The organism is Mesorhizobium sp. M0001, from assembly GCF_040324255.1.
GTDB lineage: Bacteria > Pseudomonadota > Alphaproteobacteria > Rhizobiales > Rhizobiaceae > Mesorhizobium.
The window spans coordinates 36,226-60,929 of record NZ_JAMYVS010000003.1; the positions used below are offsets into that span (position 1 = coordinate 36,226).

Below are 24,704 nucleotides of genomic sequence, written 5' to 3' on the forward strand. Positions count from 1 at the left end.
CGGGCTTGTATCGCCAAATACAGGGGCCTGTACCACCGACTGTGATGATATTTTTTGAGGCGAGGCTATGGCAGGCAAGGACGACCCGCAGACCGTCGAATACGAGACGAAAGCCAAGAACCTTTTGAAGTCAGAGTTGAAGCGGAAGGGCGTTACCTATGCCCAACTCGCCGAAAAATTGGCGACTATGGACATCCACGAAACCGAGCGTAATTTGAACAACAAAATAAGCCGGGGGGCTTTAGCGCTGCGTTCTTACTGCAATGCTTAGACGCTATCGGGGCATCCTCATTGCGGCTTTCGGAGTAGTTTTACTCGGGGCGGCTTTACCGCCAGACGAGCGCAAGAGCACTCAGCCCCAACATTCGGAACAGCATCAAGAGACCATAGGCAAACCTGTTGCGGCGAGTCCTCCGCCAGTCCAACAGGCAAATGAACCCCCAAGTTACACTAACCCATGCCAAGCAGGTCACGATGATCGCAGTTCCGATCTGTGTGCCCAGTGGAACGCTGCCGACGCTGCCCAACAGTCGGCGAACTGGACCACCATTGGCGCTATCGTGGGTGCTTTCACGCTCGCCGCTGCTATGGCCGCTGCTTACTACGCCAAAGAGGCTGCTAGGCACACCCAGCGCAGCGCCGACATTGCCGAAAAGGCTTTGCTCGATATCGAGCGCCCGTATTTGTTCGTCACCGCCACCAAACCGTTGGTGGGGGTGACGCACGATTGGGCTGACAAGCCCGACAACAAAAGACCAATTCCGGAAGCGGCATACTCGATTAAGAATTTCGGACGCACTCCTGCCATCATAAACGAGATTCGGGCGAGCCTCCGGCTTTGCAACTTGCCGCCAACTCCGCATTACCATCCCGGAGAAATCAATGATTTGAACGGGTGCTCGGGGCAGACGATGCTCTTAGCCCTGCAGCTTTTGATCGCGGCGGCCCTATCACAAACAATGTGCTGAATGAGCTTTTCCTGTCCGATACTCACATAGGGGCGGGTTCCCTTCCATATGTATCTGTATGGCGAGATCACTTATACGAGCGTCAACGGGATCACCGACCAATTCGGATTTATCTACCGCTACTCGCCTCCCGGCAATACGTTCCATTTGCAGGACATTCCCGGCTACACCTACCGCCACCGTGACGTGAAGAAACATAAGCAAAACGATGAGTTATCGGCCTTAGACTTGCTCCGAACGCGTAAAAGCGGCCTCGGGCGGTTGCAAGATCGCTACAATGTTTATTTTTGATATCCGCTCGACAAGGCGCTTTTCGCTTAAGCAACTAGGCGTTCTCACATTGTTTGTTCAAGAACAAGGCGTTACACAACTTGCCTACGAGGCGAAAGCGTCTTAAGTGTCAACGTTTACATACGCGAAAGTGCCTAAACATCCTGCCTGCTGCGGATGGAAAAACGCCGACTGTAAAAGCCCGCCAACCTTTCGGCGGGCGGGCTTCCACTGCCGGAACTGGAGAGTGTCATGTCGACAGCCCCGACAGGTCGGAAAGGGGTCGCTGGTTAGCGGCGCGAGATCAGCAAGCAGAGCCGGCGCAGCTCACGATCATAGGTATCTTCGTTGCTAAGCACTTCGACGCAGCGCTTCTTCATCCGAGTGACCTGGGCGTTCGACATATCGCCGACAACGCTAGCCAGATTCGGGTTGCTCGAAGCGGTCGGGTTGCTGGGGTTGGCGGCTGGATTGGTTCCAACGCCGACATTTACGTCGGTACCGACCCCGGTGACGACACCGACATTGGCGCGGCCGGTGCCGATGGAAGCAGTCGCTCCGCCAGTGCCGCCGACGGAGGCTGCGGCATTTGCCCCAGAACCGCCTAGGGATACGCTAGCCGTAGCGCCGCTGTTGCCGCCCACATTAGCGCTGGCGCCTCCGCTGCCGACGGATACCCCGCCGACGCCTCCGACATTAATTCCAGCTGCAGTCGCTGGCATGCAAAGAATTACGAGAACACATCCGGCAGTCAGACTGCCCGTAAGAATTTCAAAAATTCTTGCCATAGTACGCCTCCTTGTTGCCCTGCAAAGGATGGGACATTTTTTGGGACCTACGGACCCCATAGTGACGCACTAGAGTTGAAAAACAACTTAACGGCCCGCGAAAGATTCGTTCTTGGATCATTACTTGGTAATTCTCAGGAATCAGATATAATAAAATTTTACTTTGGCTCCCTGCGTGATTTTTCCATTTGTCAGATAATATCATTCCCTAAGCACTCCAGGTGCGGTGCAACAAGGTTCAGGGATGACCGTCCGGCGATCAGTAAGCGGCTACTACCGCCGATCGGACATACAACGCTATATTAGCACCTTTTTACGAACCCGACCGGCGGGCCGAGCCAGAATCCCGTCAGCGCAAAACCTGCAAAATCGCTTCCGATGCTCGCCATTGACTAGCACGGAGGAAGTTCTGAGCGCCAAACACGGTGACCATCAACCTACGGCCGCTGGTAACTGTCGACGTCGAGCATTTCGCCTGGTTGAAAGCTATGTGGCGCCGAAGCGGAAGAAAACACTGCAGACCCCGTTTCGTCCGGCCTGCTCAAGATCGCGCAACGTGTCCTTCAACTCCTTGCGCTTGTAGCGATTGATGATGCCGGCTTAGGTTGTGGCGGCATCTAACAAACATTCGACTCGCGCCTGCCATGACGACGACCCGCCGAAGCGAGCATCGCGAGCGCACAGTATTCAAATCCCCCAAGGCGTCCGTCGAGATTTGACAACAGACAGATGGCGCGGCGCGAGCTCTGACGCTGTACGACTGACGCAAGCGGCTCTCAATCCTGGGCGTTGTCCTTGGTCCGTGTGAGGCGGCTTTCGCCTTCCTCCGGGCCGAAGCAGCTTTCGAAATCATTGCAGTCCCGGCAACTGGGGGAGCTGCACAGCGAAAAGCCTTCGGCCTCGCAGAGCTTTCGGTAAAAGTATTTTTTCCATTTCATGTTTTGGGTGTTGCCGGCCGCCAGCGTCGGAAAATGCGAGGCGAGCAGGCGGCCGAGGTCGCTTCGACTAAAAAGACCAAGGTCTTGCCAGAGGTGGTCATTGCGCATGGCACGGCGGGCGATGATCTTGGCGAAGCGGGCGCTTGCCTTGTCGTCGGGCCGGGCATGCGCCAGCAGCAGTCCGCGCAGAAGTTCTTCTTCCAGATCCGGCTCAGGCTCGCTCCCCTCTTCCAAGGCAAACGCGTTGATAGGAAAAGCAGGGAAACAGCGGGACAGGACATCGCGCAACTCGGCGCGCGAAAGTCCGGTTGCCTCCGTCGCCGTCGCCTCGCCGGCCTCGATCTCCTCGAGCGCACGTGAAAGCACACAGGCAAGCACATGCTGGTCGAACCTTCTCTCCAGCTGCGGCCATTGGCCGGTGCTGAGCCGGGCATAATGTTGGGCAAATATGGTGCGTTCTCCTGGTTTCGCCCTATCAAATCATGCAGAGACCCGGCCTGCCGCAACATGGGTCGGGCAGTTCTTCGGTACGGCACTCCGGGTCGCCTCGCGTCGAGTAGTTCGGCAATTCTCGTCTGGTCCATCGGCTCTGGCGCAAATTCTGTGATTCGAAGAGGTTCGCGAACCCCGGCCCTGCCGTTTGCGCCTCACGGGGAACACTGGCGCCGGAATTTGCCCCGCAGAGTTGGACGTGAACCGTGCGGGACAGAGGTCGCGTGCTGAGTGCGGCCACATGGTTCAAGCCGCCAGACTCACGGTTGAATGCCGTCTCATCCAGAGCGTCAGCGAGTGAGTTCCAGCGCACGTTCAGGACAGGATCGCGCGCCTCGTGATGCAGGCAGTTCCTCCCCTTCCGCAACTTCAATGTCACCAGGCAGGATGTAACCGTCATTATCGAGTTTAAAGATGTCCGGCGCTTGCGCCGCGCATCGCGCGTGGCCCTGGCATTTGGCCTTTTGGACGATGATGCGCATGGCGCTGCCTCCATTGTCTGTGCCCGGGCTCGGGGCGGGCCTAAGACCAGTCCAGGATCAAATTTTCGATCCCGAACACATGGCCGCCAGAAGTTATCGGCGCCGTACCCTGCTTGATCCTAAAAGCCGGGATGCGCGCCAGCCACTCCTCCAGGCCAATGACAATCTCGCGCCGGGCAAGGTGTGAGCCAAGGCAACGGTGGGGACCATAGCCAAACGCTGCGTGGCGGTTGTCCTCCCGCTCCAAATCAATCGTGTTGGGGCATTCGAATTCCGCCGGGTCACGATTGGCAATCATCGTGGCGCAGGAAACATAGTCCCCCTTCCGGATCGGCGCGCCTTCGAAGTCGATATCTTTCGTGGCCACGCGGATCAACTGAATGGGCGGATAGGCCCGCAGCAATTCTTCGGTTGCGAGCGGGATGCGGTCCGGTTCGCTCCGCAGCAATTGCTGATCTTTGAGGTTGCGTGCGAGGTACGCCAAGTCAAAGCCTATAGCTGCTGCGACCGTGTCGAGCCCAGCGACGAAGACAAGCACGCCGATGCCGCGGACTTGGGTGTCAGTCAGCCGGCGGCCCTCGACCTGTGCCTGCACTATAAAGGTCATGAAATCGTCAACCGCCTCATCGCGGCGCATGGCTGCAAGTTCGTCGATGAATGCCACGATCGTCCGGGCAGCCACAGGTCGTTCCTTATCGTCGCCGTGGAGCAGATCTTTCCCCCAGCCGACGAATGTATCGAGTCGGTCATCAGGCAACCCCAGAAAGCGAAGATAGGTGCTCACCGCGAAAGGAAAGGCAAAATCCTTCATCACGTCGCAGCTTGTGCGCGACGCGGCGATCCTTTCGATCAGCTCGACCGCCCGTTCGCGGACAGCCGGTTCCAAAGCCAACACCCGCTTTGGCGAAAGCAGCGGATTAAGCAGTGAGCGAAAGACGCCATGGGCCGGTGGATCGAGCTCAAGCGGGATCGTCGGCCAGTTCTCACCGAGTATGGAGGAGAAGATGCTGCGATGGCTGGAAAAAGTCTCTGCGTCCTGCAGCACCTTCCGCTGGTCCGCGGCACGGGTGATGACCCAGGTACCCCGGCCATCTTGCGTGTTGTAGCGGGAGTAAAAGATCGGAGGCCCGTCATGTACGCAAGCGACAGCTGCGTGTGGATCCCCGTTGGGTGTTGGTGGCATCCCTGGCGATGTAAACAGGCTGAAGTCCCTCACCATTTCGGGCGGGACATGATCTGGAACGGGGTTGGTCGCCATTTTGTTTTCTCTACATTGGCGTTCATGGCTCAATTGAGATTGCACCGCTGTTCATAAAGTCGATTTCCAGCATGGGCACGTCTCTTGTCGGGCGCCTTCTAGATTCTGTCGCCTGATACAGCCCACCTGCACCAGCGCGGATGAGATGGGTTGCGAAGTCGATCAGAGGGGCATCTCCGCCGCGCTCCGGTCATGAAGCAAAGCGGCCGCTTCCCAGTTAGGGTTGAGAGACTGGTCAATCACCTCTGCCCTGCTGATCAAATTGTCGAAGCAAGTCGCGTGCCGGATAGGGTAGCCATGGCGGTGCACCAAGCAATGCCAGCCTGCGCTGGGTCTGCCGCTGATGATCACCTGTCCATCATTCTTATGACAACGTCCGACAACCGACATCCGTGGTCGGTTTTGTCGAGCCCGCGACATCGGGCTGTTCGGCTTGACTGTTGCTGCACAGCCTGCCGGTCGACGAGCGAGTAGATCGCTCGCACGGCCCGGATTGAGCAATGACGCGATCCAGCGCAAGGATCGGGTGCGGTCCGAGAAGACCCGACGGCGCTTGCGCGAGACGATCGGAAATATCAAAAAGGTCAAGCCGCGCTTCGGTTCGGCGCTGATGGCGTATGCGTTTTATCGCTCGCAGGCGCTGCAAGGCTTTTCCGGCAGACGGCGATGCACTCGTGCGCACCGGTGCCGACCGGCGACCAGCTTGACTGTATAGATGCGGTCCATTCCGGCGTGCATCACCTGACCATGCGCATGCGCTACGACGGCATCCTTTCCGCTCATGGACCTCGATTTGCTCGCGAGCCGCTGTCGGAACGTGGTGCTGAGTCCTATCGCGGCCAATTCAATCCGAGGACCTGTCGGCAGTCAACACACCCCTGGAGGTCGGACCGGGAACGCGTGGCAGACTCTCGGCCAGAAACCGCCAGTCGCTGCCCTCGCGTTCGCCTTCCTTGCGCGTGCCGAAGAACTGGATGATCATCTTGCCGTCCGCGCCATAGGCTTCAATGGACGTAACGTGACCATCCCTCGTCGGCTTGCGCACGGCCCAGACCTCGCGGATGCGATGGGTCCTAAGATGCAGATGGAAGGTCTCTTCGAGCACATTGATCCGCGGCCCGATCTGCTTGACCGACCTGATCGGGCCGGAATGGATCTGAATGCAACCACGATTGCCGACAAAGCACATGATCGGCATCTCGTCTTCGGCCGCCTGTTGGAACAGGGCGCCAATGGCATCATTGTCGAGTAGCCAGGCGTCATCCTCGTCGGCCATACGCATCGCCTGGCAGCGGCTGAGCTTCAGTGTCTTCAACATATGGTAGAACTGATGCACGTCGCTTAGCCGGCCCCAGTGCTCGCGTAGGTCGTCGACCGTGGTGGCGTGGTCTGGACTCACTGCGTTATCGCGCGCCCCGCTCGCCTCGAGCGATATGATCGGCTCCTGGTCGGGGGATACAAGCTCTGCCGTCAGATCCTGATAGGCCTGCAGGTTCGAGGCGGGCGTGAGATGAGCTTTGTGCATCGCCTCGCCGGTGGCATCAAAGAATTGCAGGCTGCGGCGGATCTCGGCCCCCTCGCGCTTCTCGACGACGAAGCCATACGCCCACGCTTTCGGGAAGATGCGCAGGTCGATCTCGTCGCCGAGCAGTATGGCATGCTGGTTGCCGGTGACCACTTTGCCGTAGACGCCAATCTTTTGGTGCACGGCACTTTCGTTGCTGGTGACCGCCATCACCTCGCCGACCGCTTCGAGGCCGGTCAGCAGATCATCGACGCGCGGCTCGATGCGCACCGCGCCGTGACCACAATGCGCCGCGACCAACTCGGCTTCCGAAATGCCCAATCGAGCGGCGAGATCATGCTCCCGGATCTTCGGATTGTCTTTGCACGCCCGCCGGATTTCGTCGGGCGACGGTTTCTCGCGTTGGTCCATGCTTACCCCTGTTTCTACGACGTGTGAGGATCATCTGCCCTGCCCGGGAATCTGCAGCCGATAAGGCGCGCCGAAATGCTCGATCCTGATCTGCTGCTGGCCCATGAACAAGGTGTCGCTGGACAGCGTGCGCACGGCGTCGCACCGATGCGAAAACCGGCGAGCAGCCACATGCCGATGGCATCCCATCGAGCCGGTCGGCGGCTACTGGGCGGTGGTGAGCCAGTATGGATGTTGTCGCAATCGGCCAAGCGGGCATTCGGATGCCACGAGCGGCGCTGCTTTGCCAACAACGCGTATCTGACCACGGTCCTGACATGTTACTCCCTTGCTTCGCCCCATCCATCGCGATGGCACCCACGGCATGGTTGTGGATCGGCATGCTCTTGCCGTCTCGCCAAACGGAGCTTCAAAAACCGTGCCAATTGCGCCGAGGCAAGCTCAGAAGAAGTTCTGTCCTTGGTGATGTGAGTTCACCCAAGAACTCAGGCCAACATCCCTCGTGCCGGACCCGACAAACCCGACAGCACGTGTCGATTGGCCGACACCTTATCAGCAATCAAGAGGCACCAGTGCGAGAGATGCCGCGCTGTGTTGAAACGTTTTTTGGCTTTGGCACGGTGCATGCAACGTGATGGGCAAGCAGGTCGCGGACTGAGGAGAATGGAGCCATGATTACGCTCACCGACAACGCTGTTGCCGCCTTCAAGACTGCTCTTTGCCGTGCCAGCGAGCCGGCGGAAGGCTTTCGCATTATGGTCGAGGCCGGCGGCTGCGCAGGCTTCAAATACTTAATGGGCCTGGAGAGCGTGTCGCGCGAGGGCGACGCGATCACTGACACAGATGGGGTCAAGCTGTTCGTGGACGCGGGCTCCCAACCCCATGTAGCCGGCATGACCGTCGACTTCCTCACCGGGCTCCAATCTTCCGGTTTTGTCTTCGATAACCCCAATGCGCGCGAAAAGTGCGGCTGCGGCAAGTCCTTCAGTTAAACGCCCGAAGCGTCTGTGCGGCCGACAGAGTGATTTTGCGGCAGAGGAGACTTATATGGCCGGCACAACAGATGTCCCCGTCCTAAAAAACAAGACAAGGTCAAAGCCGATCTCGGGACCGCCATTCGCTCCCAGTAGGATTCAAAGAACGTCGCCTCCCGAAGCAGCTCGGTTCCTGGTGGCACCCGAGCTGCTTGCGGACAAATCGCGCCGCTGCGCCAAATTCGGCTCATCGGTAGCGTTATCGCGTTCGGGCGTCCTTACCTGCGGGCTGACCTACGGCCACTGCGAACATGTCCATATCGACGGAGATCCGGTTTACGTCAAACACTCCGGGCGCCTGCGCGCGCTGCCAGTTCAAATGATCATCAACGGCATGCGCCAGAGGCTCAACGAGTCGGTCTAGCGCTCGCGTCATTCTGTTTAACTGAGGATCGCACCTATGAAGCCTGTCTACCTCGACAACAACGCAACCACACGGGTCGATCCTGAGGTCGTGCAAGCGATGTTGCCGTTCTTTAGGGATCAATTCGGCAACCCTTCGTCGGCACACGCTCTTGGCGCCTCAGTCAGTGCGGCGGTGAGAAAGGCGCGGAGGCAGTTGCAAGCTCTGATCGGCGCGGAGTTCGAGGATGAGATCACTTTCACCTCGGGTGGGACAGAAAGCGACAATGCAGCGCTTCTTTCAGCGCTCGAGGCGGCGCCCAACCGAACCGAGATCGTGACGTCCGCGGTCGAGCATCCCGCCGTGCTGACGCTCTGCGCGCATCTTGAGAAGACCCGCCGCCTCAAGGTGCACAGGATCCCGGTGGATTGCCGTGGTCGGCTCGATCTCGACGCCTATATGGCCGCCCTCACCCCACAGGTTGCAATCGTGTCAATAATGTGGGCGAACAACGAGACTGGTGTGATCTTCCCCGTGGCAAGGCTTTCCGAGTTGGCCAAGGAAGTGGGCGCCCTATTCCATACCGATGCTGTGCAGGCGGTCGGCAAGCTTCCGATGGACCTGAAGTCGACCGCAATCGACATGCTGTCGCTCTCCGGCCACAAGCTGCACGGGCCGAAAGGGATCGGTGCGCTTTTCGTAAAACGTGGCGTCGATTTCCATTCGCTGATCAAGGGGGGTCACCAAGAGCACAACCGGCGTGCTGGAACCGAGAATACGCCCGGCATAGCCGGGCTCGGCACGGCGGCCGAACTCGCCTTGAAATTCATGGACGACGAGACCACACGGGTAAAGTCGCTCCGCGATCGCCTGGAGGGCGGGATCCTCCAGCGCATCCCAAGCACCTGTGTCACTGGTGATCCCTTGCAACGGTTGCCCAACACCGCAAACATCTCCTTCGAACATGTCGAAAGTGATGGAATTCCACTTCTCCTCAGCCGCATTGGCATCGCGTGTTCCTCTGGCTCGGCCTGCACCTCCGGCTCTCTGGAACCAAGCCATGTCCTAAGCGCGATGAAAACGCCACACGCGGCAGTCCGCTTCTCCTTGGCGCGGGACAACAGCGAAGAGGACATCGACCGGGTGCTCGAGGTCATGCCGGGAATCGTGGGGAAGCTGCGCAGCTTTTCCGGTTCTGGGCCGGGTAGTCCGGTCTATGCGTGAGCCGCAGAAGAACAGGCTGCCTGTCATGACCGGTCATGTCTCCCTCAACGATACGACCTTGCGCGATGGCGAGCAGGCGCCGGGCGTCGCCTTCACCACGACGGAAAAGCTGGAGATCGCTGAGTCTCTTGCGGCGGCTGGCGTGACAGAGATCGAGATCGGCACGCCGGTCATGGGCGTCGACGAGATGGAAACAATTCGCGCCGTGGTAGCGCGGCGTCTTCCGGTTCAGCTCATGGCCTGGTGCCGGATGACGTCGTTGGATCTCGATGCAGCGATCGAGAGCGGCGTCCAAGCGGTCAATTTGTCGCTGCCTGCGTCGGACATCCAACTTGCCGCCAAGCTCGGCCTCGACAAGGCGGGAGCGCTCCAGGTCATCGATCATATGGTCAGGCGCGCCGCCGATGCCGGCTTCTTCGTCGCGGTGGGCTGCGAGGATGCCTCGCGGGCCAATCGGGATCATCTCGCCCGCGTCATCGAGACGGCCGCACGCGCCGGCGCAAGCCGCGTGAGGCTGGCCGACACAGTCGGTGTTCTCGACCCGTTTTCGACCTTCGAACTTGTCGCCCAGCTCGTGGTGCAGTCTCCAATCGACCTTGAATTTCATGCGCACAACGATCTCGGACTTGCTGGCGCCAACACGCTGGCGGCGATCCGCGCAGGCGCGCGCCATGCCTCCGTCACCGTCCTGGGGCTCGGCGAGCGTGCGGGCAATGCCGCGCTGGAGGAGGTGGCCGCCGCAATGGCAGTCTTCGACGGCGCAGACACCGGCATTGAGCTGACCGCATTGCCCGGCCTCGCCGCCCAGGTGGCTTGGGCCGCCCGCCGGCAGACCGCAGCCACTAAGCCGGTCGTCGGCGCCGATGTTTTCACCCACGAATCCGGCATTCACGTCGCAGGGCTGCTGAAGGACTCGCGTACTTATCAGGGGCTCGATCCGACTCTCGTGGGCCGCTGCCGGCGGATCGTCATCGGCAAGCATTCCGGCGCCACTGCGATTGCCCATGTGCTGAGCGAAAGCGGTCGCGATCTCGACCCGGATCTGGCAGCCGCGATGGTGGCCCGCGTCCGACGCGAGGCGGCCGAGACCAAATCGACCGTCACTGCAACTCGACTGGTCGAGCTCTACGATGGAATGTGCAGCGAGCCATCCCTCATCGAGCTGTGCGGGTCCAAGTCAGCCGTGCGCGAGCGCACAAAGGCCACAGTTTTGCGACCAGGAAGAATGCAATGAATTGTTCCGCTGACAGCCGCCCCATGGATGTCACCGACATCCTCGCACGACTGAAGCGCTTGTCGGCTGCAGAGGAATTCTTCTCAGTCCTAGGCGTCGCCTATGACCCGAAGGTACTGAATGTCTCGCGGCTCCATATCATGAAGCGTGTGGGCCAATACCTCGCCGAAGAAGATTTCTCCGGTCTGCCCGACCAGGTGATTGCCGCGAGGGTGCGCGCGACGCTCGAACGAGCTTACGAGGACTTTGCGATTTCCTCGCCGCTCACGCATCGGATTTTCAAGGTGCTCAAGGACCACGATCCGAACAAACCTGCCGCGCCGGGTCACACCTTTGTTCCGTTCGACTCGGTACTGAAGCGGTTCGGACGGGAATGATCGGCGACAAGGGTGCGACGCGACAATGTCGAGCAGCCGCCAAATGCGGTCATCACCACAGCGCCGTCAGAAGCAACCAGCCGAAGTTGTAGGAAAGGGGGAGCGCAAGAGACTTGGCACGAATAATGCGGACAAAGGAGATAACCGCAATGCCGGACCCGGACAGGAGCCTAGAGAAACCGCCAATGCACATCGTAATCTGCATCAAGCAGGTGCCGGACTCGGCACAGATAAGGGTCCATCCGGTCACGAACACGATCATGCGCCAGGGTGTTCCGACCATCATCAACCCTTACGACCTGTTCGCCCTCGAAGAAGCGCTCAGACTGCGCGACGCACATGGCGGCGAAGTCACTGTGCTCACCATGGGTCCGCCCATGGCAGAGGACGCGCTGCGCAAGGCGCTCGGTTACGGCGCCGACCGAGCGGTGCTCTTGACCGACCGCTATTTTGCCGGCTCCGACACGCTGGCAACCTCGTTCGCCCTTTCCCAGGCAATCGCGAAGATTGGCGAGACGTTCGGCACGCCAGACCTCGTCTTCACCGGCAAGCAGACGATCGATGGCGACACCGCCCAGGTCGGGCCCGGCATCGCCAAGCGCCTCGGACTCCTGCAACTGACCTATGTCGCGAAGATCCCTTCTGTCGACCTTGCTGCACGCGAGATCAAGGTCGAGCGCCGTTCCGAAGGCGGCACACAGATGCTGAAGAGCAGGCTCCCTTGCCTCATCACCATGCTGGAAGGCACAAACGAGATCCGCCGGGGCTCGATCCAGGACGCCTTGTGCGCCGCGCGCAGCCAGGTCTTGAAATGGAGCGCGGCCGACGCCGGCATTGAGGATCTCACCAAATGCGGTCTGCGCGGTTCACCGACGGTCGTCAAACGTGTTTTCGCCCCTCCTGCTCGAGCTGAAAAGGCGGCACAAATCGACACCGCCGAGAAGGCCTTGCGCGATGTCGCTGACGAACTCATCACCGCAATCTTCACCCGCCAGCCGGCGCTGGAACATGAGCTCGCCTTTAACGGCGGCGCGTGACGGCAAGGAGCAAAACGATGTCGACCGCGAACGGAGAAACCCCTCGCCCTGCCGCCGGCCGCGCCGGCATAAAGAAGGAATTGCCCGCCCGTTTCAAGGACTATCGGCACGTTTGGGTTTTCATCGAGCTCGAACGTGGCGAGGTCCATCCGGTATCATTCGAACTGCTCGGCGAAGGCCGCAACTTAGCAGACAAGCTTCAGGTCCAGCTTGCAGGCGTCGTGCTTGGACCGCCGGGAGAGGCCGTCGGGAACGCCGTTGCCGAAGCATTCGCGTATGGCGCTGACCTTGTCTACATCGCCGAGGCGCCCCTGCTCGCCGACTATCGGAATGAACCTTTCACCAAGGCGCTGACGGATCTGGTCGATACCCACAAACCCGAAATCCTTCTTCTCGGTGCCACCACACTGGGCAGGGATCTTGCCGGCTCCGTGGCGACGACCTTGCAGACGGGGCTCACGGCCGACTGCACCGAACTCGATGTGGATACCGACAGTTCGCTCGCCGCCACGCGTCCGACTTTCGGCGGTTCCTTGTTGTGCACGATCTATACGCTCAATTTCCGCCCGCAGATGGCGACCGTGCGGCCGAGGGTCATGCCCATGCCGCAGCGGACGGATAAACCGGTCGGGCGGGTCATCCGGCACAAGCTTTCGCTTGCCGAGGACGAGATCGCTACCAAAGTCCTCGGCTTCCTGCCGGACAATCAGTCGGCGAAGGCAAACCTTGCCTATGCCGACGTCGTGGTTGCGGGAGGCCTTGGTCTTGGCGCGGCGGAGAACCTGCAGCTTGTGAAGAACCTCGCACGAGCAATCGGCGCCGAGCACGGCTGTTCGCGTCCGTTGGTCCAGAAGAGCTGGATGCCAGCTGATCGGCAGATCGGCCAAACTGGCAAGACGATCCGGCCGAAGCTTTACATAGCGGCCGGGATTTCCGGCGCCGTCCAGCATCGGGTTGGCGTGGAGGGGGCGGATCTCATCGTGGCCATCAACACCGACCCGAACGCGCCGATTTTCGATTTCGCTCACCTCGGAATCGTCACCGACGCGATCCGCTTCCTGCCCGCACTGACGGAAGCCTTCACCCGGCGGCTGTCGCCCCACAGTCGCGATAAGCTTTCGAGCTAAGGGGATGGACATGATCGAGGAAAACTTCGACGCCATTGTTGTTGGGGCAGGCATGTCCGGAAACGCAGCTGCTTACACCATGGCCAGCCATGGCCTGAAGGTGCTGCAGTTGGAGCGGGGTGAATATCCGGGCTCCAAGAATGTCCAGGGTGCCATCATGTACGCCAACATGCTGGAGAAGATCATCCCGGATTTCCGGGATGATGCGCCTCTCGAGCGGCATTTGGTTGAACAGCGGCTTTGGGTGATGGACGACACATCCCATACAGGGATTCACTATAGGTCGGACGACTTCAATGAGGCGAAGCCCAACCGGTACACGATCATCCGTGCCCAGTTCGATAAATGGTTTTCGCGTAAGGTGCGCGCGGCCGGCGCGACCGTTCTGTGCGAGACGACCGTGACGGAACTCATCCGTGATGCCAATGACAGGGTGATCGGCGTCCGCACAGACCGGGCGGGCGGAGCCATCTACGCGGACGTGGTCGTTCTCGCAGAAGGTGTCTGCGGACTGCTTGGCACTCGAGCCGGCCTGCGCGAGATGCCAAAGCCGCAAACCGTGGCCCTCGCCGTCAAGGAAATGCATTTCTTGCCCGAAGAGGTCATTGAGCAGCGGTTCGGCGTAAAGGGCGATGAGGGCTGCGTGATCGAGGCGGTGGGCACGACCTCCCGCAGCATGGCCGGGCTCGGCTTCCTCTATACCAACAAGGAGTCCATCTCACTGGGCATTGGCTGCCTCGTCTCCGATTTTGCCGCGATGGTCGAGAGCCCCTACGTTCTCCTTGATGCCTTGAAGAGCCATCCTTCGATCCGGCCGCTGATCGCCGGCTCGGAAGTGAAAGAATATTCCGCACACCTCATTCCCGAAGGCGGCTACAAGGCTATTCCGCAGCTCTTTGGCGATGGTTGGGTCGTGGTCGGCGATGCCGCGCAACTGAACAACGCCATTCACCGCGAGGGTTCGAACCTCGCCATGACCTCCGGCCGCATTGCGGCTGAGGCAATCGTCGAGGTCAAGAGCCGCAACGGTCCGATGAACAAACGGAATCTCGCCCTTTACAAAGCCATGCTGGACAAGTCCTTCGTGGTCAAGGACCTGAGGAAATACAAAGACATGCCGGCCTTGCTCCACACCAATTCATGCAATTATTTCACGACTTATCCGCGGTTGATGTCGCAAGCTGCGCAGAACTTCATGCGTGTCGACGGCACGCCGAAGATCGAGAAGGAAAAGGCGACCACGGCGGCCTTCATCAAGGCGCGCTCGCGCTGGGGGCTGGTCAGCGACGCGGTCCGCCTTGCATTGGCGTGGCGCTGAGGGGAGACGAAATGACCAGCGCAGCGACGAAGTCACGTGTCGAGGACAAGCTTTACCAGAACCGCTACTTGGTGGATTCCGGCCGCCCGCACATCAAAGTGCGACCGCACCAGAAGCCGAGCGCGAATTTGCTCGCGCTGACCCACGTCTGCCCGGCGAAATGTTATGAGTTGAACGACAAGGGTCAAGTGGAGATCACTGCCGACGGCTGCATGGAGTGCGGCACCTGCCGGATTTTGTGCGGGACGACTGGTGAGATCGAGTGGAACTATCCACGCGGCGGTTTCGGAATCCTCTTTAAATTCGGATGACCGGCGCACGCATGCCCTAAGCAGATACCGCGCTCAGGGACTCTACGATATGTGAAGGTGCTGACCGCGCCAAGCGAGCTGGAGATTACGCTCGCCATACGCTGGGCAATTGTCGTGAACGTCCTGCCCACGTTTCTGCAGACGGGTGATGGAGAAGTCGTCGTCTGGACGCTGAAGGAGAGCCGGAGATTGCCGCCACTGCCGGCAACACCCACGCACCTCAATCAGGCACTCGCCGCCTCATACCACAGGCTGTACCAGATCGAGCGGATTGCGGCTGCCGGCCAGTCGCATCGGCGCCTCCGCAGCAAGGTATCTCCCCTTACGGCCGGCGTCCGAACCATGCCGCTTGTCGCCCGCATCTGACGGAACGCTAGTGGCTGATCGACGCGATTGACAAGGCCGGTTGGGTTTTGCCAGGGCGGCTCGTATCCCTGGCCTCACGCCCTGGATAATCGGCTACGCCCTGCGCCGGCATGGTATCAAGGTTAAGAAATTCGGGACGTCGTGATGACGTCAAGCGTAAGCAGCCCGGAGTGGTCTCGCTCACACTCTGCGCGCCCGAGGCTGCTAAGCCTCGCGACCCTATTTGCCTGTCCACTGTCGTAAGCCCGACAGGTGTGTCGGAGCAATCCGAAGGAATGTGACACGGGAAGCCTATTCAATGAACCGAAACAGCTCTTTGGGCTGGCATAGCTCTTGCGCTTTGAACTGCGACATCACGCAGCAACGGAGCCGTTCATGTCTGCACCGGCAATTTCGCTTGAGAGCCTCAGCACGACATTCGGTGACCAGTTGCTTGGCACCATGAAACTCGGGGGCTGCGCGTCTTCGTCCTGCGGCTCGTCGACAAAGCCCGACGACACGGATCCGGCTGTCTGGGAGAAGATCAAGGATCACCCCTGCTTTTCAGAAGAGGCGCATCACTATTTCGCGCGTATGCACGTCGCGGTCGCGCCGGGCTGCAACATCCAGTGCAACTACTGCAATCGCAAATATGACTGCGCCAACGAAAGCCGGCCTGGGGTGGCCTCTGAAAAGCTGACGCCCGATCAGGCGCTACGCAAGGTGATCGCGGTCGCCAACGAGGTGCCGCAGCTTTCCGTGCTCGGCATCGCCGGACCGGGCGACGCCTGCTACGACTGGAAGAAGACGAAGGCGACCTTCGCCAGGGTCGCCAGGGAAATCCCAGACATCAAGTTTTGCATATCCACGAATGGGCTGGCGCTGCCCGACCATGTCGATGAGCTTGCTGACATGAATGTCGATCACGTGACGATCACGATCAACATGGTCGACCCTGAGGTCGGTGCAAAGATCTATCCTTGGATCTTTCACGATCATCGCCGCTACATCGGCATTGAAGCCACCCGGATCCTGCACCAGCGGCAGATGTTGGGCCTGGAGATGCTGACCGCGCGGGGCATCCTCACCAAAATCAACTCGGTGGTGATCCCGGGCGTGAATGATGAGCATCTGATCGAGGTGAATAGATGGATTAAGGAGCGAGGCGCGTTCCTGCACAACCTTATGCCGCTGATTTCGGACCCGGCCCACGGCACGCACTACGGTCTGAGCGGGCAGCGCGGCCCAAACGCAATGGAGATGAAGGCTCTTCAGGATCGTGTCGAAAACGGCGCCCAGTTGATGCGCCACTGCCGGCAGTGCCGGGCAGATGCCGTGGGCCTGCTCGGAGAAGATCGTGGCCAGGAATTCACAGTCGACCGGATTCCCGGCGAGGTCACCTACGATGCCAGCAAACGCAAGGCCTATCGGGAGCTGGTCGCGGAGGAGCGCCGTGATCACGTCGAGGCTAGGAGAGAAGCGATGGGATTGGTCAAGGCAGCGAGCCCCGGCAAGTCCCTTCTCTTCGCGGTGGCGACCAAGGGCGGCGGCCGCGTCAATGAGCATTTCGGCCATGCGAAGGAATTCCAGGTTTATCAAGCCTCGCTGAAAGGGATCAGCTTCGTCGGGCATCGGAAGGTGGACAAGTATTGCCTTGGCGGCTGGGGCGCAGAAGCCGCCCTCGATGGCGTCATCGCAGCGCTTCAAGGCATAGATATCGTGCTGTGCGCCAAGATTGGAAATTGCCCGCAGGATCAGCTCGCGGAGGCTGGAATCAGGGCCACCGATGCCTGTGCCCATGACTATATCGAGACAGCAATCAGCGCGATTTACATCGCCGCATCTGGGACCCCCACACTCGCGGCGACGGCCTGAGCTGTCTCATTCATTCGGACCAGGAGTTAAAATGGCTTTCAAGATCATCGCATCCCAATGCACCCAATGCGGCGCCTGCGAATTCGAATGTCCTTCCGGCGCGATCAAGTTCAAAGGCGAGAGCTACGTGATCGAGTCACAGAAGTGCACCGAATGCGAGGGGGTCTTCGATGCGCAGCAATGTGCCTCGGTATGTCCGGTGCCGAAGACCTGCGTTCCTGCGTAACGGACATTGGACTGCCGACATGGTTGGGGGCTGTCTACGCAGGACGCCTGGAACGCCTTGTTCGCAATCTCAGCCGCAAGAGAAATCAGGGAACGGACATGTCGCTCGGACGCGAAGAGGAGATCGAAATCCGCAGGCCTCCACGATTCATGCCGGGAGAGCGGGTACGTGCCACTCGCCACATAAAGAATGACGGCACCTATCCTGGCAGGGAGATCGGCGAAAATCTCGTGCGGAAGGGGGACGAGGGATATGTGCGCGACATTGGCACCTTTCTCCAGCAGTTCTTCATCTATGCGGTCGAGTGGATCGACCGTGGCACCGTCGTCGGTATGCGAGCGCGTGAACTGATGAGCCTCGACGAGGCCGAGGCGCCCTGCAGTGCTGAAAGCAATACCAATGAAGGGACGGCCAGATGAAAGTCATGATCCGCAGGACCGATGCTGGTTTGTCGGCGTATGTCCCCAAAAAGGACCTCGAAGAGCCGATCATCAAACTCGAGAAGGAAGAGTTGTGGGGCGGAACGGTCACGCTCAGGAACGGGTGGCGGCTCCTCCTACCCGATCTCCCACATGATACGCGTCTGCCGATCACCGTCGAGGCAAGGAAGATTTCCGAAGAGGGCTGATGCTGCCCCTAGGTGCGTCGCGAGGAAACGAGATGAACACGATCCTGACATCGGGCCACCTCGTCATTGTGCGGGACAGTTTTGCTGAAAAGCTGCTTGACCTGGCGAAGGAAGCGCTCGCCGCCGATGAGGTGATCCCCTATCTCGGTCCGGGTCTTCTTGAGTTGAACTGTGTGGAACCGCCTGTGCCGCATACCCCGGAGGTTGTTGCCGCGGCACTCAATGCACGGGCTCCAGCCCCTTCCAGGATCCGCACCAATATGTGGTCGGTTGCACAGTTCATCGAACAGCGCCGGCATCGCCGGACGCTTCAAGCTTGGATGACCGACATATTCGCAGCGCCGGTGGGGCCGACCCCCTTCCACGCCTGGCTCGCAAGGCTGCCACTCTCCCTCATCATCGACAGCTGGTATGACAGCGCGGTGCGCACGGCTCTGGTAGAGACCGGCCGAACGGACGTCGTTGAGATACAAGGCGTCACGCGCGCGAATGAAATCGGCAACATTTGGACGAAAACCTACGATTTGTCCGGGAGGGAGCTCGACCCCCGATTGGGGGCCAAGACGGTTCTCTATTCACCTCACGGGAGTATTAAGCCCGCGCAAAACTTTCTCGTCGCAGATTCCGACTACGTCGAAGTCCTGTCCGAGATTGATATCCAGACACCGATCCCAGACGCTGTGAAGGAACGGCGCATCACCCGTGGATTTTTCTTCGTTGGCTGCCGCTTCAACGATCAGATGCTGCGCACCTACGCCAGACAGATCATGAAGCGCTCCCGCGGTCCCTATTGCACCGTAATGGACGCGGAAACCCTGACCAGAAACGAAGCGCGTTTTCTTGCGGCAAGCGGAATCACGGTGATCGACATGCCACTAAGTCAAGCGGCGGCTCGGCTTGTGGGAACGGGCACGGCTGCAGGTTGAGGACGGGATTAACAATGGCGGATGCCTTTGATGATGTCTGCTTCGGCTTTCCTCGAAGGCGCAAAATGCAGTCGGGAATACACCCGTGAACAGTGAAGCTGTCAGCGGCGCAACGAACGCACTGAATTCGTTGGCCCATGTTGAAGCGGAGCGCTGGGGCCGGGATTTGAGTACGCTGTTGCGCATCACGCGTATGAATCTGCGCCATCCGTGGCAGGTTGCCCTCGCTATGGGCTCGACGATCATGGCGGCAATCCTCCAGTTGCTCATTCCCCAGCTTCTCGGCCGGGCTGTCGACCAGACCCAGACAGCTATCGGGGGCGGTGTCGCGGGGGCTGCGGCAGGACAAGCGCTCTGGGCCCCGGCTCTCCTGCTGCTCGCCGTCAGCGCGCTACGCGGCGTTTTCACGATGGCGCAGAACTATTTTGCCGAAGCCGTCGGGCATCATGTCGCGTACGAATTGCGGCTCGCCTACTACGACAAGATCCAGCGTCTCAGCTTTTCCTTTCACGACCGGGCCCATTCAGGCGATCTGATAACCGCCGGAATGCTCGATCTCGAAGGCGTGCGGATGTATTTTTCCACCGGGCTCATGCGGGTGCTCCTGCTGACGATGCTGATCGGGATTGGCGCTTACATGATGATCTCGACCGATCCCGTGCTCGGCTTGGCCGCGCTCAGCTTCGTGCCTTTTGTCGCTTGGCGCTCATCGACCACACAGCTTAAGCTGCGCGCCACCTGGCTCGACCTCTATGAGCGCCTTTCGGTACTAAGCCGCGTGATGAAGGAAAATCTCGCAGGTATCCGTGTGGTCCGAGCTTTTGCGGCTCAATCCTATGAGATGCTGAAGTTCGACGGCGCTTCCAAGAACGCGCTCGACCTCGCCAACGATCTCGTTGACATCTACGTACCCAACACGTCGGCGATGACCTTGTCCTACTTTTTCGCAATGGGATTGGTGCTTGGGATCGGTGGCAACAAGCTCGTCGCTGGCGAGATCAGCGTCGGAACCATGGCGACCTTCCTGACCTTCATGACCATGCTGCAAATGCCAGTCCGCCAGATCGGTCTCATGGTCAATGCGTTTGCCCGCGCTTCTAGCTGCGGTTCGCGGCTTTTCGGTCTCCTCGATCAGGAGATCACCATCAGGGATGCTCTCGAGGCCAGACCGCTTGAGATAAGTGACGGCACTCTGCGCTTCCACAATGTCTCATTTGCCTACCCCAACGCCGAAAACCGCGCCATTCTGAAGAACCTCAGCTTTGAGGCCCGGAGAGGCGAGACGATCGCGATCGTCGGTCCGCCGGGTTCCGGCAAATCGACGATGGCTCATCTGGTCCCCCGCTTTTACGACGTGACCGGTGGCGCCATCACGTTGGACGGCCAGGACATACGCAATGTCACCCTCGAGAGCCTTCGCAAGGCGGTCGCGGTTGTACAGCAGGATGCGTTCCTATTCACCACAACGATCGAGAACAACATCGCTTATGGCGATCCCTGGGCGAAGAGACAGCGAATTGAACGCGCTGGAGAATTCGCCCAGCTCCACGACTACATCCTCGGGCTCCCGGCAGGGTATGAGACGGTCGTGGGCGAACGCGGCGTTTCTCTCTCTGGCGGCCAGCGCCAGCGTCTCACGATTGCTCGCACCATGATGCTGCGCCCCTCCCTCATCATTTTCGACGACTCGATGGCCGCGATCGATGCCGGCACCGAGCTGCGCATTCGCGCGGCGATGCGGCGCTTCGCAAAGGATCGGGTGACGATCATCATCGCGCACCGGCTGAGTGCGCTTAAGCATGCCGATCAAATCCTTTTTGTCGATAACGGCGAAATCGTAGAACGCGGCACGCATGAAGAGCTTCTGGCGAAGCGGGGACGCTACAGGGCCCTTTACGATCTCCAGACGCGCCCGGGTGATAGCATTATTAGCCAGGATGGGGGCGCCCGCTGATGGACCAGGGCCGCGGCGAACTCGAAGCCGAACGTGACCACGGGAGACGCCCTCCGCGCGCGGTCGTCGGCTCGCACCGGATCGAGGAGGAGATGTTCGGCCGGGCTTTCGACAAGAGCATCCTCCGTCGCATCTGGGGCTTCGTCCATCCCTACCGGGCAAAGGTAGTTGTCACGATTGTCGCGATGCTGATCTTCACCGGGACGCAGCTTCTCATCCCCTTGATCATCCGCTACGCGATCGACCTCGGCATGAACCCGGCAAGGCCCGATCGCTCAGCCCAGCTTGCGGCCGTCGGCGCGTTCCTTTCGGCGATTTTGGTCAATTTCGCCGCCGGCTACATGCAGGAAGCCTTGGATGGGAAAATGGCCGAAACTGTCCTGTTCGACATCCGCCGCGCCATGTTTGGCCATCTGCAAAAGGTTTCGCTCTCTTTCATGGACAAGACCGAGGTCGGACGCCTGATGTCGCGCCTGCAAGGCGACGTTAACTCCATACAGGAGTTCCTGGAAACCTCGGTATATTCCCTAGGCGATGTTGCGCTTCTCTTCGGCATCGTTTTCGTAATGCTGTGGCTCGACTTTCGCCTCGGCCTCCTGACGCTATCGGTTCTGCCGATCCTGGTGATCGTCCGCATTGTCTGGTTGCCGCGTGCCCGCGACGCCTTCATGGCTGCACACGAAACCAATTCCGTCGTCAATGGCGCGCTGGCCGAAGCCATTCACGGCGTGCGGACCATACAGTCAATGGACCGCCAGCAGGTGAATTTCAGTCTTTTTGACGATCGGGCCCATGCCAACCTCAGGACCCACCTGATCGCTGCCAGATATGCACTGGTCATGGTGCCCATCGTCGATGGCATCTCCGGCCTCGCCTTGGCCGCCGTTATTGTGGTCGGCGGCTCGATGGTCATGAATAGCCGTATAGATGTGGGCGTGTTGGTAGCCTACCTATTTTACATCCAGCGCTTCTTTGACCCGATCCGCTCACTCACCCTGCAATATTCGGTCATGCAGCGCGCCATGGCCTCAGGCAAGCGCCTGACCGATGTGCTCGACGTCAAGATCGATGTTAAGGACAAACCCAATGCCGAGGTGCTTTCGCCCGAAATGGACGGCTCGGTCGAGTTTAGGGACGTCACCTTCGGCTACGATCCGAACCGTTCGGTTCTGAAAAATGTCTCGTTCAAGGTCAATCCGGGCGAGACGGTCGCACTAGTCGGACCGAGCGGTTCTGGCAAATCGAGTGCGATGGCCCTGGTCCACCGCTTCTATGATGTTCAGCAGGGTCAGGTGCTGGTCGGCGGACATGATGTACGCGACCTCACCCAGGAATCGCTCGGCCGCCAGGTCGCCATGGTGCTGCAGGAGCCATTCCTGTTCACCGGGACGGTCTTCGAGAACATTCGATACCAGAAGACGGAAGCCACGCGCGACAAGGTGATCGAGGCGGCCAAGGCTGTCGGCGCGCATGACTTCGTCATGAGCCTCGCCGACGGGTATGAGACCCAACTTGGCGAACGCGGCGACAACTTATCTCTCGGCCAGCGCCAGCTTATCAGTTTCGCCCGCGCCCTCGTCGCTGACGCCAAGATCCTCGTGCTCGACGAAGCTACCGCCAACATCGACAGCTACACGGAATTGCAGATTCAGAAGGCTCTGATCAAGCTGCTTGAAGGGCGGACTGGCCTCGTCATCGCCCACCGTCTCGCCACGGTCCGGGGGGCCGACCGCATCATCGTGCTTCAGAATGGCCAAGTTATTGCGACTGGCAACCACGATGAGCTAATAGCCATGGGCGGCCTGTATTCCAAACTCTACTATCTCAACTACGCCTCCTTCGACGACCTTCCCGAACACGATACCACCGTCCAAGCTGGCTCTCAGACCTGACATCTTGGCGGCCTTGTGGTAGTGGCGTTGACTTTCGGGCGTGTCGGCAGACCACTCAGGCCACCGCATCCGGCCAGCAGCCAGCATTCAAGAACGAGCACTCCTCGCAATTCGTGAAGACCGGCTGCGAACGATTTCCTCCAGCATCGTATCCGACCGCGGTGCACCACCATCATCGGGCGAGCTCGTTGGAGGTGTTGGCTGGACGTCGCAAAGCCGCTCGCGAGCGCGCCCTCAATAGCGCTGTAGCGAGTGACGGCTTTGCCACCGACGGGCCGCTGATGAAGCTGGATTAGTGGGCGCCGCACCGACGCCGCCCCGGGCGAGAAGAACCTCCTGCGGCTGGCTATGGGCAACGACTAGCGCCAGCGCGACGAGCAGACGCGTGCCGGCATCGTGACGCGCTCGGCTACCCTCTCCTTAGGATCGTGGATGTTCACACGATGGCCCAGACGCCAGCCAACGCACAAGCTGGTATCCTGTGCCGTCTGCTCGTCGTCAGTTTGGCCTCCTCTCGATTGCCCGCCCCACCACGTGCACGCTCGATCACGTGAGTGTGAGAGCGCTGCACAACGATTTAACCTCAGACCGCGAATTTCATGGTCAGCCAAGTCGAGCCATGATTTCGGACTGAATCGTCCTCACGGTGTAAAGGGAAGCATCTAGCGGCAGATTTCCAAATGCCATTTGACAAAGCAGGTAGTTGGCACCTGCCTCTTCCAACTGATCTAGCAGAGCTTTTCGCACAGACTCTGCTGATCCTACCACGCACAATTCACTCTCGACTGCCGCATCGAAGGTCAGCGGCAAGTTTGGTGGAGTGGGGATAGCGTTAAGCTCGTAAAGGAATTGGAAGCTCTTGAGCCAGCGTGCGTAAGCAGGTGCCGCGAGCGAATAGGCATGTGTGTCACAACGCCCAATCACGACCATGCGGAGCAATCCGACAAATCTCCCTTGATCCCCCCCGCCTGCGTTGTCCTCTCGATAGGCGCGGAACGCATCAGTAGTTTTGCGAACAGAAGAGGAAGGTCCTACACACGCGATATTTGTTCCATTCGCAGCGGCCCAAGCTGTGGACTCGGGTCGATTGGCAGCGACCCATGTGGGCGGATGTGGACGCTGATGAGGTCTTAGCGTCAAAGGAACGTCATTGAGATCAAAATGGCGGCCTTGATAGCATAGCGTGCCGACCTCCCTCGAATTAACAAGTATTTGCATAAGAATTTCGCTGGCTTCGGCATAACGGCCCGGCACCGCGTCCGCACCAATCCCGAAGTAGCCCAATTCGGTCGGGAGAGCACCGCGCCCTATGCCCAGTTCGAGCCTGCCACCGCTCAACTGGTCCAGCATACAGATCTCTTCGAACGCACGCAGCGGATGATAAAGCGCAAGCAGCATCACCAAGGGTCCGAGACGCAAGCGCCGGGTGCGCTGGGCGACGCTCGATAAGAACAGATTCGGCGATGGACCTCTCCCATGGGGAGTACAGTGGTGTTCTGCGAGATGATAGGCATAGAACCCTAGCTGATCGCACGCCTCTGCTAATATCAGGCGATCTTCGTACTGCCGGCCTATATCGCGGCCATCCTCATCCAAATGATCGAAGATGCCGAAAGCCAGGTTTGAAGGAAAGACGTTTGTCACTCTTTAAGTCCCCGATTTTAAAAGCAGGCTGTTTTCTTGCTGGGATTACCAGCAAGTCGGAAGAGATGTGTGTGATC

General features: G+C 59.6%; 27 protein-coding genes. 20 read left to right on the forward strand and 7 right to left on the reverse strand.

Annotated elements, in window-relative coordinates; translation table 11 throughout:
- The first annotated feature begins 67 nt into the window (after positions 1-67).
- The 3 genes from NKK50_RS10010 to NKK50_RS10020 all read left to right on the forward strand — a co-directional run bounded on the left by NKK50_RS10010 (position 68) and on the right by NKK50_RS10020 (position 1,259).
- The gene (locus NKK50_RS10010; protein WP_023731283.1) at positions 68-271 is read left to right on the forward strand and encodes a DUF6471 domain-containing protein; all 204 of its coding nucleotides are present in this window, start codon (positions 68-70) and stop codon (positions 269-271) included.
- Between the two features lie 289 nt (positions 272-560).
- Positions 561-968, forward strand: coding sequence for a hypothetical protein (locus NKK50_RS10015; protein WP_352543327.1), 408 nt, complete (start codon positions 561-563; stop codon positions 966-968).
- Between the two features lie 48 nt (positions 969-1,016).
- Positions 1,017-1,259 carry a hypothetical protein gene (locus NKK50_RS10020; RefSeq protein WP_352543328.1) on the forward strand — a complete coding sequence of 81 codons (243 nt, stop codon included), beginning with the start codon at positions 1,017-1,019 and terminating at the stop codon, positions 1,257-1,259.
- Positions 1,260-1,528: 269 nt separating this feature from the next.
- On the opposite strand, the gene NKK50_RS10025 is transcribed toward NKK50_RS10020, so the two are convergent.
- The 6 genes from NKK50_RS10025 to hemP form a co-directional block, all read right to left on the reverse strand.
- Entirely contained in the window at positions 1,529-2,026 is a 498-nt protein-coding gene (locus NKK50_RS10025; protein WP_023706369.1) for a hypothetical protein, read from the reverse strand.
- A 776-nt stretch (positions 2,027-2,802) separates the two neighbouring features.
- Entirely contained in the window at positions 2,803-3,414 is a 612-nt protein-coding gene (locus NKK50_RS10030; RefSeq protein WP_023687343.1) for a nitrogen fixation protein NifQ, read from the reverse strand.
- A gap of 332 nt (positions 3,415-3,746) precedes the next feature.
- The gene (locus NKK50_RS10035) at positions 3,747-3,938 is read right to left on the reverse strand and encodes a ferredoxin (RefSeq protein ID WP_081725572.1); all 192 of its coding nucleotides are present in this window, start codon (positions 3,936-3,938) and stop codon (positions 3,747-3,749) included.
- 40 nt (positions 3,939-3,978) lie between these two features.
- Entirely contained in the window at positions 3,979-5,196 is a 1,218-nt protein-coding gene (locus tag NKK50_RS10040; RefSeq protein ID WP_352543329.1) for a cytochrome P450, read from the reverse strand.
- Positions 5,197-6,040: 844 nt separating this feature from the next.
- Positions 6,041-7,132, reverse strand: a complete 1,092-nt coding sequence (locus tag NKK50_RS10045; protein WP_352543330.1) for a hemin-degrading factor — start codon at positions 7,130-7,132, stop codon at positions 6,041-6,043.
- A 30-nt stretch (positions 7,133-7,162) separates the two neighbouring features.
- Positions 7,163-7,267: a hemin uptake protein HemP gene (gene hemP / locus NKK50_RS10050; protein WP_352543331.1), complete on the reverse strand. Its 105-nt coding sequence runs from the start codon at positions 7,265-7,267 to the stop codon at positions 7,163-7,165.
- A 536-nt stretch (positions 7,268-7,803) separates the two neighbouring features.
- Between hemP and NKK50_RS10055 the strand changes: the two genes are divergently transcribed.
- From NKK50_RS10055 to NKK50_RS10135, 17 genes are all read left to right on the forward strand, one after another.
- Positions 7,804-8,124, forward strand: coding sequence for a HesB/IscA family protein (locus NKK50_RS10055; RefSeq protein WP_023672207.1), 321 nt, complete (start codon positions 7,804-7,806; stop codon positions 8,122-8,124).
- 55 nt (positions 8,125-8,179) lie between these two features.
- Positions 8,180-8,530: a hypothetical protein gene (locus NKK50_RS10060; RefSeq protein WP_155921674.1), complete on the forward strand. Its 351-nt coding sequence runs from the start codon at positions 8,180-8,182 to the stop codon at positions 8,528-8,530.
- 36 nt (positions 8,531-8,566) lie between these two features.
- Positions 8,567-9,733, forward strand: a complete 1,167-nt coding sequence (gene nifS, locus NKK50_RS10065; protein ID WP_023685015.1) for a cysteine desulfurase NifS — start codon at positions 8,567-8,569, stop codon at positions 9,731-9,733.
- A 25-nt stretch (positions 9,734-9,758) separates the two neighbouring features.
- The gene (nifV, locus tag NKK50_RS10070; protein WP_352543332.1) at positions 9,759-10,967 is read left to right on the forward strand and encodes a homocitrate synthase; all 1,209 of its coding nucleotides are present in this window, start codon (positions 9,759-9,761) and stop codon (positions 10,965-10,967) included.
- Positions 10,964-11,344 carry a nitrogenase stabilizing/protective protein NifW gene (nifW, locus tag NKK50_RS10075; RefSeq protein ID WP_023687348.1) on the forward strand — a complete coding sequence of 127 codons (381 nt, stop codon included), beginning with the start codon at positions 10,964-10,966 and terminating at the stop codon, positions 11,342-11,344. Before nifV ends, nifW begins: the two co-directional genes overlap by 4 nt.
- 185 nt (positions 11,345-11,529) lie before the next feature.
- Positions 11,530-12,381 (forward strand): electron transfer flavoprotein subunit beta/FixA family protein, encoded by an 852-nt coding sequence (locus NKK50_RS10080; protein WP_023672212.1) that lies wholly within the window; start codon positions 11,530-11,532, stop codon positions 12,379-12,381.
- A gap of 17 nt (positions 12,382-12,398) precedes the next feature.
- Positions 12,399-13,508 carry an electron transfer flavoprotein subunit alpha/FixB family protein gene (locus tag NKK50_RS10085; protein WP_023724582.1) on the forward strand — a complete coding sequence of 370 codons (1,110 nt, stop codon included), beginning with the start codon at positions 12,399-12,401 and terminating at the stop codon, positions 13,506-13,508.
- 10 nt (positions 13,509-13,518) lie between these two features.
- Positions 13,519-14,826: an FAD-binding protein gene (locus NKK50_RS10090; RefSeq protein ID WP_023712672.1), complete on the forward strand. Its 1,308-nt coding sequence runs from the start codon at positions 13,519-13,521 to the stop codon at positions 14,824-14,826.
- A gap of 11 nt (positions 14,827-14,837) precedes the next feature.
- Positions 14,838-15,137 carry a ferredoxin family protein gene (locus tag NKK50_RS10095; RefSeq protein ID WP_023806340.1) on the forward strand — a complete coding sequence of 100 codons (300 nt, stop codon included), beginning with the start codon at positions 14,838-14,840 and terminating at the stop codon, positions 15,135-15,137.
- Positions 15,138-15,188: 51 nt separating this feature from the next.
- Positions 15,189-15,503 (forward strand): hypothetical protein, encoded by a 315-nt coding sequence (locus tag NKK50_RS10100; protein WP_023672216.1) that lies wholly within the window; start codon positions 15,189-15,191, stop codon positions 15,501-15,503.
- Between the two features lie 375 nt (positions 15,504-15,878).
- Positions 15,879-17,357 carry a nitrogenase cofactor biosynthesis protein NifB gene (gene nifB, locus NKK50_RS10105; RefSeq protein ID WP_352543333.1) on the forward strand — a complete coding sequence of 493 codons (1,479 nt, stop codon included), beginning with the start codon at positions 15,879-15,881 and terminating at the stop codon, positions 17,355-17,357.
- A 31-nt stretch (positions 17,358-17,388) separates the two neighbouring features.
- Positions 17,389-17,583, forward strand: coding sequence for a 4Fe-4S dicluster domain-containing protein (locus NKK50_RS10110; protein WP_023672218.1), 195 nt, complete (start codon positions 17,389-17,391; stop codon positions 17,581-17,583).
- Positions 17,584-17,681: 98 nt separating this feature from the next.
- Positions 17,682-18,002, forward strand: a complete 321-nt coding sequence (locus tag NKK50_RS10115; protein ID WP_023672219.1) for a nitrogen fixation protein NifZ — start codon at positions 17,682-17,684, stop codon at positions 18,000-18,002.
- A complete protein-coding gene (gene nifT, locus NKK50_RS10120) occupies positions 17,999-18,211 on the forward strand; it encodes a putative nitrogen fixation protein NifT (RefSeq protein ID WP_023672220.1) in 213 nt (70 codons plus the stop codon). Before NKK50_RS10115 ends, nifT begins: the two co-directional genes overlap by 4 nt.
- A gap of 32 nt (positions 18,212-18,243) precedes the next feature.
- Entirely contained in the window at positions 18,244-19,137 is an 894-nt protein-coding gene (locus tag NKK50_RS10125) for an SIR2 family NAD-dependent protein deacylase (RefSeq protein WP_023727115.1), read from the forward strand.
- An 85-nt stretch (positions 19,138-19,222) separates the two neighbouring features.
- Positions 19,223-21,091: an ABC transporter ATP-binding protein gene (locus NKK50_RS10130; protein ID WP_352543334.1), complete on the forward strand. Its 1,869-nt coding sequence runs from the start codon at positions 19,223-19,225 to the stop codon at positions 21,089-21,091.
- Positions 21,091-22,983 (forward strand): ABC transporter ATP-binding protein, encoded by a 1,893-nt coding sequence (locus NKK50_RS10135; RefSeq protein ID WP_352543335.1) that lies wholly within the window; start codon positions 21,091-21,093, stop codon positions 22,981-22,983. Before NKK50_RS10130 ends, NKK50_RS10135 begins: the two co-directional genes overlap by 1 nt.
- A 603-nt stretch (positions 22,984-23,586) precedes the next feature.
- Here NKK50_RS10135 and NKK50_RS10140 read toward each other — a convergent pair.
- Positions 23,587-24,627 (reverse strand): LLM class flavin-dependent oxidoreductase, encoded by a 1,041-nt coding sequence (locus tag NKK50_RS10140; protein WP_352543336.1) that lies wholly within the window; start codon positions 24,625-24,627, stop codon positions 23,587-23,589.
- Positions 24,628-24,704 lie beyond the last annotated feature (77 nt).